Source organism: Peptostreptococcus sp. (genome assembly GCF_977045075.1).
The window spans coordinates 1-9,885 of the sequence record NZ_CDRRTB010000067.1; the positions used below are offsets into that span (position 1 = coordinate 1).

Consider the following 9,885-nt stretch of genomic DNA (forward strand, 5'->3'; position numbering starts at 1 on the left):
CCAAGTAGGGTAGCTCCTATAATTGTAGAACCAGACCTTGACGTACCTGGTACCAGGGCAAGGCACTGGAAGAGACCAATTAGAAGGGCAGTCTTGTAAGACACCTGACTGAACTTAGTAATATCGGGTCTCTTGTGTCTATTTTCTAGCCATATCATTATTACACCATATATAATTAGGGCGGCAGCTACTACAGAGGGTCTGAAGAAAATCCTATCTATCTGGTCTTCAAAAAGAACACCTATTATACCTGATGGTAGCACTGCTATTAGTACCTTTATCCAAAGGTCCCATGTTGCCTTTTTAGCCTTAGGACTCTTTCTAGGGGAAAAAGGATTAAGTTTATTAAAATAGAGTATTAATACTGCTAATATCGATCCGAACTGTATAACTACTAAAAAAGTATCTATAAACTTCTTTGAGCCAGCCAGGTGTAAAAACTGGTCGACTAAAATCATATGACCTGTGCTACTGACTGGTAGCCATTCTGTGATACCCTGGACAATACCAAGGAAAATCGCCTTAAAAATTTCTAACAAAAATATGTCCTCCTTTTATAAAATCTACTAATAATAGTATCACAAGAAAACCAATAAATCAATTATTTTACTATAAAGACTTAATTAAAAAGTCCCCCGGGGTTCACAGAGTGGGGGACAATTTGCTTAGTATTATTTATTTGTGGCCTGCAGCCTTGTAGGCTTCTAGACCGAACTTCATACATTCAGCAGCAGCCTTAAGGTCGTCTGCATTTAGGATGTAGGCAAGTCTAACTTCGTCTCTTCCTAGACCAGGTGTAGCGTAGAAGTTTTCGGCTGGTGTAGCCATTGTAGTTGCACCATTGTGGCTGAACTCATTTAGCATGAAGATTACGAAGTCTTCAGCATTTTCTACTGGAAGCTTAACCTGCATGTAGAAGGCACCAGTTGGCTTTTCACATACGACACCTGGGATTTCCATGATTGCATCATATAGGACATCTCTTCTGTGGCAGTATTCCTTGTTTACTTCTTCAAGGTAAGACTTTGGAGTCTTGTATAATTCAGCTGAACCAACCATTTCTAGTGTAGGAACGCATAATCTTCCCTGGCAAAGCTTTAGAACTTCAGCAATGAATTCCTTATTCTTACAAGCAAGGGAACCTATTCTAGCTCCACAAGCTGAGTATCTCTTAGATACAGAGTCAACTATTATTACCCTGTCCTGAACATTTTCTAGGTTACCAAAACTAGTGTACTTCAAACCGTCATATACGAATTCTCTATATACTTCATCAGAAATTATCCATAGATCTTTTTCTATAGCGATTTCTGCTAGCATCTGCATCTCTTCTACAGTGTAGATAGCACCAGTTGGGTTACCTGGGTTTGAAAGTAGGATTGCCCTAGTTTTATCATTTACCTTAGCTAGGATTTCCTCCTTAGCTGGTAGGTGGAAGCCATTTTCAGCTAGTGTAGTAACTGGGTTTATTTCAACATCAACACAGGTAGCAAATCCATTGTAGTTTGTGTAGAAAGGCTCTGGTACAAGTATATTTTCACCTGGGTTACATAGTGTTAGCATTGCGAATAAAAGTGCTTCAGAACCACCGTTTGTAATTAGAAGCTCATCATGTTCAAATTCCATGTCATAAGACTTGTAGTATTTGATCATTGCATCTAATAGGTCATCAGAACCTACTGAATCAGCATATGCAAGTACAGATTCATCAAATTCTCTTATGGCCTTCATAAAGCCTTCAGGAGTCTTGATATCTGGCTGACCTATATTTAAGTGGTAAACCTTAATTCCCTTTTTCTTTGCTTCTGTAGCATATGGAACAAGCTTTCTTACTGGTGAAGCCTGCATTGAACCGACTCTTTTTGAATATCTCATAATTTTCCTCCTATATATTTAAAACTGAATAACGTTTTCGACGTAACATTAATATAACATAAAACTAGATAAAAATAAACAATTATCGCATATATTTATAATTTAACAAAGTTATGATAGGTACTTAGGTGCTTTTTCTAATTTTTATTCTAGTAAAGCTCTTAAATACTATAATTAATTGATTTTGTTTTACCAGGAATGGGTTTTTATTAAATACAAAATGGTATATAATAAACCTAACAGATTATTGTGAAAGTTTATATGAGGTGAAGTTATGAAAGAAATGAGAAGGGACCAGATAACTGGTGATTTGATTATATATTCAAGTTATAGGAATAAGAGGCCACACGATACTATTAAGTCCAATAAAAATAAGTCAAGTGAAGGCCCACAATACAGCGATACATGCCCATTTTGTAGGGGTAACGAGCACCTGAATGACATGCCAACCCACCTTATAGAAAAAGAGGGACAATGGTTGGCTAAATCTGTAAAAAATAAGTTTCCTATAGTAGATATGGAGACTGACCATATATACGGTGAACACGAGGTTATTGTGGAGACCTATAGACATGAGGGGTCCTATTATAATATGTCCATAGATGAATTTAAGCATATTTTTGATATTTTTATCAGTAGGTACAAAGACCTTTCAGCTAGACCTGGCATTGAATATGTTAATATATTCAAGAATCACCTGAGAGATGCTGGGGCCTCACTTATGCACCCCCACTCTCAAATAGTGTCCTTTAATCTTATACCGGCTGAGATAGTAAAAGAGATAAAGATAGCAAGGTCACATATGGACCACCATAATAGTAACCTTTATGACTATATAATAGAAAGTGAGCTTGCCCACCAAAAGAGGGTGGTATATGATGGTAAGAGTTTTTTGGTGTTTATACCACATGCCACAAGGTATAATGGAGAAATTAGGATTATCTGCAAGAATGACAAGAAGATAGACCAGTGGGGACTAGATGAAATAGAAGAAATTTCCTATATCTACAAGAGGCTATTCGAAAAATGGGAGGACTACAATTTGGAGCAAATTGCCTTTAATGTGGTAATTCATACTTATCCTTTAAATGGAGATTATGACGACCTATTTAGGACCCACTTCCATATAATACCTAGAAAATTTAATTTCGGTGGCTTTGAGCTATCTACGGACCTTTTTGTTTGTGGAACTGACCCAGAGGACCTAGCTGAGTTTTTGAGGTTTGACTAGGAGGCTAAACTTTAAGAATAGTTTTTAATATAAATTAGAAGATAGACTTGAAATTATATAAAAGTTGATATATAATTAAAAAACAAAAAGCGAATATTTATACAAAATAGCTAAAAATAATTCATGTATTTTAGGAGGAAATATGTCAAGTTTACTATATTACATAAAAAAAGAAGACCACTCAGGTGAAAGACTAAGAAAAATACTTGAGGAAAATAAATATATAAAGTTCGTATCACTAATGGGTGTAGACCTAGGTGGTAATGCAACTGATGAAAAGATACCGGTAAAACTAGTCTTAGAGGATATAGAAGAATTTTTAAATGCTTCAATACAGACTGATGGATCTTCAGTTGAACTTTATAATATAGCTACCTTAAACAATGCAAAGGTTGATTTAAAGGCTGACCTAGACGCAGCTTGGTTTGTTGACTACAACCATGAATTCATAGATGAAGAGACTGGTTGCCCTGTTGGAACTTTGAAAATTCCTGCCTTTTTAATACATGACAACAAGAAGGTTTGCTCTAGAGGTACACTTGAAAGAGCAGAAAAATACTTCAAAAATAGTTTAACTGATATAATTAGAAATAACCCTGAAATTTTAGAAAATACGAACGTTGATAGTCCTGATGATATAGAAAGTATTGAGTTGACAGCCGCGACAGAACTGGAGTTCTGGGTTAATACGCCAGAGGATAAGGCCGACCTAGAAAAGCTATTTGTGTCACAGAGCTTGAAGGAACAATACTGGAAGAGGACGCACGGTGTTATTAGGACATGCCTAGAAAAATGTCTTATAGCACTTGAAAACTATGGCCTAGAACCAGAAATGGCCCACAAGGAGGTTGGTGGTATCCATAGCTCTATCAATATTAAGGGTTCTACAAATCATGCCATGGAACAGCTTGAAATTTCTTGGAAGTTCAACAAGCCTCTTCAGGCGGCAGATAATGAATTATGGGTAAGAGAAATAGTTTATGATATATTCGAATCACATGGATTGGAGGTTAGTTTTAAGGCCAAGCCTATCCACGGTGTTGCAGGTAGTGGTGCACATGCCCACGTAAGTGTTGCAGCTAAGCTAAAGGATGGAAGATTTGTAAACCTATTTGCACCAAAGGACCTAAAAAATGACTATCTGAGTCCAATAGGTTATGCATCCCTTATGGGTATGATGAAAAACTATGAGGTGCTGGCTCCTATAGTAACCAATACAAATGATGGTTTTAATAGATTAGTTCCAGGCTTTGAAGCCCCTGTATGCGTTGTTACATCATTAGGTCATACATATGAAATACCTTCAAGGAATAGGTCTGTCCTAGTAGGTCTTATCAGGGATATTGACAAGCCAAAGTCCTTGAGGTTTGAATTGAGGTCACCAAATCCATTGTCTAACAAGTATCTAGTAATAGCTGGTTGCTACCAGACTATGCTAGATGGTATAAAGACCATAGCAGATTTAAAGCAATTTGATACAAAGCTATTGGAGGCTGAGTTATCTAAGGCTCCAAGTGACAAGGGCTTCTACCTAGAAGAAGGAAGGGCCTATAGGGATGAAAATAACATATTTAACTACTATACTTTGGAGGAAAGAAACGCTAGGTTCGGGCAGCCACCTAGAACTGTATACGAAGCCATGTTAGCCTTCGAGACTTATCCAGAAAAACTCAAGTCCTTGACTCAGGGGGCGGTCTTTACTGAGGCTATAATTGATTCTTTTAAGGTAGGGTCTCTTGACAAGTGGAAGAAGAAACTGTCATCAAGAATTATTGATAGGAATATAAGGCTCTTAACTTCTTTTGTAAAGCTTCACTCTCATGAAAATATGGATGCAATAGATGAAGTGATGTGGGATGCTATTGAGCAGATTAAGTATGACTTGATGAAAAATACACTTAAGGGACCATCTATATACGGCATGATAAAGAGTGCTATAGATGTTGGTAACTACAAGGAGGCTTCCGATCTACAGATTGAGGCCAAGAAGAAAATGGAGGAAATTCAGCAACTATATGTTAATTACAAGAAAAATATATTCTAGTAAATAATATTGAAGCTGGGTAAACCGATTTGGCTAGCCTATATAATAGGGGATAAGAAAAGACCAATACGAATAATAAATGATATAAAAAGAGGTACAACTTATGTGTGACTTATGACCGAATTTGGTTCTTTGGGTCAGTCGTGTAAGTAGTACCTCTGTTTTTATAAATTTAAATCTATCTAGGCTTGGTCTAGTCATTAATATGAAATAAATACCAATTTAAGACAGCTACAAGTGGTTAGATTTGACACAGGCTAGCTAAGAAGTTTTCAAACATTATACCATCGTTTCTATCCACGCTTCCAAGGCTTGCAGTATAGTTGACAGCATCATAAATGAAGTCTGTAGCAATTTGGCAGCTAAAACCTATATCAAAGCCCCTAGTTATAAGGGCAGTTACTATTGACGTAAAAATATCCCCAGTACCACTAAAGCTCATCTTGTTGTATGGTTTTCCAATCTTAGTCATAGTATCAGACTTAGCATCGTAGGAAATATTATAAATATGGTCATCATTAAGGAAGCCAGTTATAAGTACCAGATTAGGTCCCTGCTTGGCTAGGCCCCTACAAATGTTCTTTAGGTCAATATCACTGTAGTTAAATTGATCTGGATCCAAGCCCAAAAGTAGGTTGGCTTCAGTTATATTTGGAGTAATAAGGTCAGCCATTGAAGCTAACTTTTTCATCTCTAAGACGTAGGCATCATCAAAGATAGGGAAGATGGAGCCGAGGTCACCAAGGACAGGGTCTACCACTACCAGGGCCTTATTGTTATTCATAATAAGATTTTCAACTAGCTTGATTTGTTCAATAGAGCCCAAAAAACCGCTATAGATTGTATCAAACTCCTGGCCGAGCTCTTTCCAAGTATCAATATAGTCCTGGATAGATGAAGTCAAGTCTACAAAGGTATATTTTGGATAGCCGGTCTGGCTGGAAAGGACAGATGTTGGTAGGGGGCAGCACTGGCACTTTAGGACCGAAATCAGGGGTAGGGCTACAGTAAGCGAGCACTTACCAACCCCAGAAATATCATTTATACAAGCAATTTTTTTCTGCATAGCAATTCTCCGTTCTAAATATATTTTCAAGAAATATTATACCACCTAATAAGGATTATGTCTAAATATAGGTGATATTAGGCAAAAGATGACAAAAATAGTATAATTTATATAAAAATTTTTAAATTTGCAAAAAAATATTCAATAATTCTAATAATTTCGTTGACTTGACCAAATAAATATGTTATGGTTAATAGGTAATGGATCACAAAAAATCAAGCGATTCATATTATTAGGAGGAAGTTAATGAAAATCGGAACAGTAAAATGGTTTAACAACGAAAAAGGATTTGGATTTATTTCAGTTGAAGGAGAAAATGATATGTTTGTACATTTCTCTGCAATCCAGGGAGATGGATACAAGTCTCTAGAAGAAGGTCAGAAGGTTGAATTTGAAGTCGTAGATGGAGAAAAGGGACCTCAGGCTGCAAATGTAACAAGAATATAATTTGAGATTTAAGATATACAAGATATATTAAGTAAAAAATTTTTTCAAGCTTACATTGATGGACCGACATTTGTTGGTCCATTTTTTACGTATATTTTTAAATAAGTGGATATACTTGTTTAAAAATGTTATACTTAAATATAAGGATAATTACAAGGAGCTATAGGATAAGTAAAGCCCAATAGGCCTGTAATTATCTTGCTTAAGGCGTGTGTAATTTATTTGAAAGTATAGATATTCAGGAGGTTTGGTTATGAATATAATGTTTTTCATTACACCAAAGAAAGATGTAATAAGTGTTAGTGACAAGGACAATATAAAGACAGTTTTGAAGACTCTAAATGAGCACAAATTTTCTTCAGTTCCTATAATTAATGCTGAAGGTAATTACCTGGGAACAATCAAAGAAGGAGATATATTATGGTACCTATACCAAAAATCTTCTTTTAATGAGAGGTTAATCGAAACTACAAATATTATGGACGTACCTAGAAGGTCAACCAATGTAACTGCCAAGGTAGATGCTAATGTAGAGGACCTACTGCATATACTGATCAGTCAAAATTTTGTTCCAGCTATAGATGACTCAAATATATTTATAGGCATTATAAAAAGAAGAGATGTAATCTCCTATGCCTATGACAAGATTAAGAGTGATGAAGGATATATGGCTGATTTCTTTCATGCAAAAAAACTGTCAAGATAGATGTAAGCTTCTATATATGCTAGGACTCTCGATTAGAATTATTGGGGGTTTAGGCAATGAAGAACTTGATATGGATAGAATTGAACCGCCAGCTATTTGGTGGTTCTTTATTTATGCATAAAAGTAGTTTAGGTGTAAATGCTAGGCTCTAAATCTATATAAATAAGTAGGATAGTTGTAGATCTTAAGCTCTAAATTTAAAAAAGGAGTTAACATGTGCATGCTAACCCCAAAACTTATCAATTATTATCTATAATTGTTTCTTGTAACAACAATACCTATCTTACCAACTGGATTATAGGTAATCTGTACTAGTGTGTTCTTCTTTAACTTTTCAAGATCTTCACCACCATATTTTAGGTCAAGTTTGACAGGCTTCTTACCCTGCTTGATTAGGACCGTATGACCATCCTTGCCCTTGTTTTCTATGCTGATGAGATTACCAACATATGGTGTGAATTCCTGGTACTTTTTACCTTCGTTCTTTAGGTAGAAGTAACCACCTACTGCAGCCAGAACCTCTAGACCCACAAGTGCCCACCATGGTATCTTTGCTACTATACCTATTGCCACTATTACTACCATTGCTGCTATTGGAACAATGGCCTTTTTCATCATTAATTTTCCGATTATGTCGTTTGCCTTTTTTTCAGGACCAGTCATTGTTTTCTGTCTTGCGTACTGGTCAGCAAATCTATCTCTTATGCCCATAATTAGCCTCCACTTCCTATAATTTCTAAAAATAATATATAAAAATACTATATTATTTTAACATAGTTTGTTGAAAAATAAAAGCTATTATGTAAAGATTATCCAATTTGAGGGACATTAAATTACTTTTGCGAAGAATAATTCGAATGATTGAAACTTGACTATAGAGGGCCAATTTTGTTACTATGAGGGTATGAATAGATTTAAAGTCAGTTTATATAAATGTTGGGATGTGGTAGATATGTCTAGACAGAGTCTAAAAAGAAAGAAACAAAAAATAGGTTTTATAGAAATATATTTCAGGTTGGTTAGTATATTATTTTGGCCAATTTATTGGTACAAGTGGACAGTAATAACAGTGGAGAATTTCAATAATGTACTCTTTAATATATATGGGGTTATAGATTTGGCCTTTATAGTCTTATTGGTCATTTTTTTCTTATTTAAGAGAAGAGAGACCCTGTGGTATTTTCTATTCTCCTTGTCAATGGCTGTATGCTATATAGTTTCTCTATATAGTTTTATAATAGTTCCAGTAGACATTAATTGGCTCTATATAAAGATAGGCACTATAATTGCGACTATGGTGATTTCATGGAATCTTTTGAAGCGTGACGGAAATGATGTAGGTGTGGTAGGACTATTGAGTGGTGTCTTGCTTTTAATAATGACCTACTTCTACTAGATAAAAATTGGTCAGTATTATTAGGGTATAATTATTTATATTTTTAAATGATGGGCCCTATTACTAGATATGTATGGACATAAGGACTAAAAAATGCTATGATACTAGATGTAGTACATAATAGAAATTATTAGGAGGACGAAATGGAAGAATTGAATTTTTTAGCTAAAGTTGGCGATAAGGTTATAACTCAGGAAGACCTTGAAGCTGCAGTTGCAAGTCTTGATGGATACCAGAAGCAACAGTTCGACAATGAAGAAGGAAGAAAGAGAATCTTGGCTGATATGATCAATCAGGAGCTATTCTATCTTGACGCACTTGAAAACAAGATGGACCAGGATGAAATATTTGTAAACGAAATGGAGCTAGTAAAGGCTAACATGTTAAAGCAGTATGCTATCAATGCTTGTCTAGCTGCGATTGAAATAACTGATGACGAAAAGCTAGCATATTATGAAGAGCATAAGGATGAATTCAAGGAAGATGAATCAGCAAGTGCTAAGCATATACTAGTTGACAATGAAGAACTAGCTCTAGAAATAGAGAAGAAGATAAACAAGAAGGAAATATCTTTTGAAGATGCAGCCGTAGAGTATTCTACATGCCCATCTAAGTCTAGTGGAGGTTCTCTAGGAACTTTTGGTAGGGGACAGATGGTTCCAGAATTTGAAGAAGCTGTGTTTACATTACCTGTAGGAAAGGTGTCTTCGCCTGTAAAGACTCAGTTCGGTTACCATCTAATCCTAGTTGATGACCGTAAAGAGGCTAGACAGCTAGAATATGAAGATTGCAAGAATGATGTTGAGCAGTCACTTGCCTTCAAAAAGCAGAATGAAGCCTTCCTAGCTAAGTTGACTGATTTAACTGAAAAGTACAAGGACATCTTAACTATAAAGGGTGTAGAAAAATAATATTGGATTAAATACTGTTAAGTGTAGAAATAAGAGGGGATTTTCCCTCTTATTTTGCTTTTATTAAGTTTTTATAAAATTTAATGCTATGTATATCAAGTCTTATATTTGTGTTATAATCAGTATATGAAGATTTTTAGAAAGGATATACTATGAAAAAAATATTATCGTATTTCGTTAAACATATACCGGCAATACTATTACTGATA

10 protein-coding genes are annotated in these 9,885 nt (G+C 35.3%); 6 read left to right on the forward strand and 4 right to left on the reverse strand.

Annotated elements, in window-relative coordinates; translation table 11 throughout:
• Both ACW6OJ_RS06100 and ACW6OJ_RS06105 read right to left on the reverse strand, forming a co-directional pair.
• The coding region (locus tag ACW6OJ_RS06100) for an undecaprenyl-diphosphate phosphatase (protein WP_456096038.1) at positions 1 to 539 on the reverse strand (539 nt) is incomplete at its 3' end.
• Positions 540 to 675: 136 nt separating this feature from the next.
• The gene (locus ACW6OJ_RS06105; protein ID WP_456096039.1) at positions 676 to 1,875 is read right to left on the reverse strand and encodes a pyridoxal phosphate-dependent aminotransferase; all 1,200 of its coding nucleotides are present in this window, start codon (positions 1,873 to 1,875) and stop codon (positions 676 to 678) included.
• A gap of 274 nt (positions 1,876 to 2,149) precedes the next feature.
• On the opposite strand from ACW6OJ_RS06105, the gene ACW6OJ_RS06110 reads away from it, so the two are divergent.
• Together ACW6OJ_RS06110 and ACW6OJ_RS06115 are read left to right on the forward strand one after the other, a co-directional pair.
• Entirely contained in the window at positions 2,150 to 3,106 is a 957-nt protein-coding gene (locus ACW6OJ_RS06110) for a galactose-1-phosphate uridylyltransferase (protein WP_455104509.1), read from the forward strand.
• Positions 3,107 to 3,248: 142 nt separating this feature from the next.
• The gene (locus ACW6OJ_RS06115; protein WP_456096040.1) at positions 3,249 to 5,150 is read left to right on the forward strand and encodes a glutamine synthetase; all 1,902 of its coding nucleotides are present in this window, start codon (positions 3,249 to 3,251) and stop codon (positions 5,148 to 5,150) included.
• Between the two features lie 241 nt (positions 5,151 to 5,391).
• Here the strand turns inward: ACW6OJ_RS06115 and ACW6OJ_RS06120 are convergent, their stop codons facing one another.
• Complete coding sequence (locus ACW6OJ_RS06120; RefSeq protein ID WP_456096041.1) at positions 5,392 to 6,216, reverse strand: pyridoxamine kinase; 825 nt, start codon at positions 6,214 to 6,216, stop codon at positions 5,392 to 5,394.
• 246 nt (positions 6,217 to 6,462) lie between these two features.
• Between ACW6OJ_RS06120 and ACW6OJ_RS06125 the strand changes: the two genes are divergently transcribed.
• Both ACW6OJ_RS06125 and ACW6OJ_RS06130 read left to right on the forward strand, forming a co-directional pair.
• On the forward strand, positions 6,463 to 6,663 hold the full coding sequence (locus ACW6OJ_RS06125) for a cold-shock protein (RefSeq protein ID WP_007788120.1): 201 nt from the start codon (positions 6,463 to 6,465) through the stop codon (positions 6,661 to 6,663).
• Positions 6,664 to 6,916: 253 nt separating this feature from the next.
• Positions 6,917 to 7,369 carry a CBS domain-containing protein gene (locus ACW6OJ_RS06130; RefSeq protein WP_293426131.1) on the forward strand — a complete coding sequence of 151 codons (453 nt, stop codon included), beginning with the start codon at positions 6,917 to 6,919 and terminating at the stop codon, positions 7,367 to 7,369.
• A gap of 246 nt (positions 7,370 to 7,615) precedes the next feature.
• Here the strand turns inward: ACW6OJ_RS06130 and ACW6OJ_RS06135 are convergent, their stop codons facing one another.
• A complete protein-coding gene (locus ACW6OJ_RS06135) occupies positions 7,616 to 8,080 on the reverse strand; it encodes a hypothetical protein (RefSeq protein WP_455104399.1) in 465 nt (154 codons plus the stop codon).
• A gap of 193 nt (positions 8,081 to 8,273) precedes the next feature.
• Here ACW6OJ_RS06135 and ACW6OJ_RS06140 point away from each other — a divergent pair, with 193 nt between their 5' ends.
• Together ACW6OJ_RS06140 and ACW6OJ_RS06145 are read left to right on the forward strand one after the other, a co-directional pair.
• Positions 8,274 to 8,765: a hypothetical protein gene (locus tag ACW6OJ_RS06140; RefSeq protein WP_314495510.1), complete on the forward strand. Its 492-nt coding sequence runs from the start codon at positions 8,274 to 8,276 to the stop codon at positions 8,763 to 8,765.
• 143 nt (positions 8,766 to 8,908) lie between these two features.
• Entirely contained in the window at positions 8,909 to 9,676 is a 768-nt protein-coding gene (locus tag ACW6OJ_RS06145; protein ID WP_456096042.1) for a peptidylprolyl isomerase, read from the forward strand.
• Positions 9,677 to 9,885 lie beyond the last annotated feature (209 nt).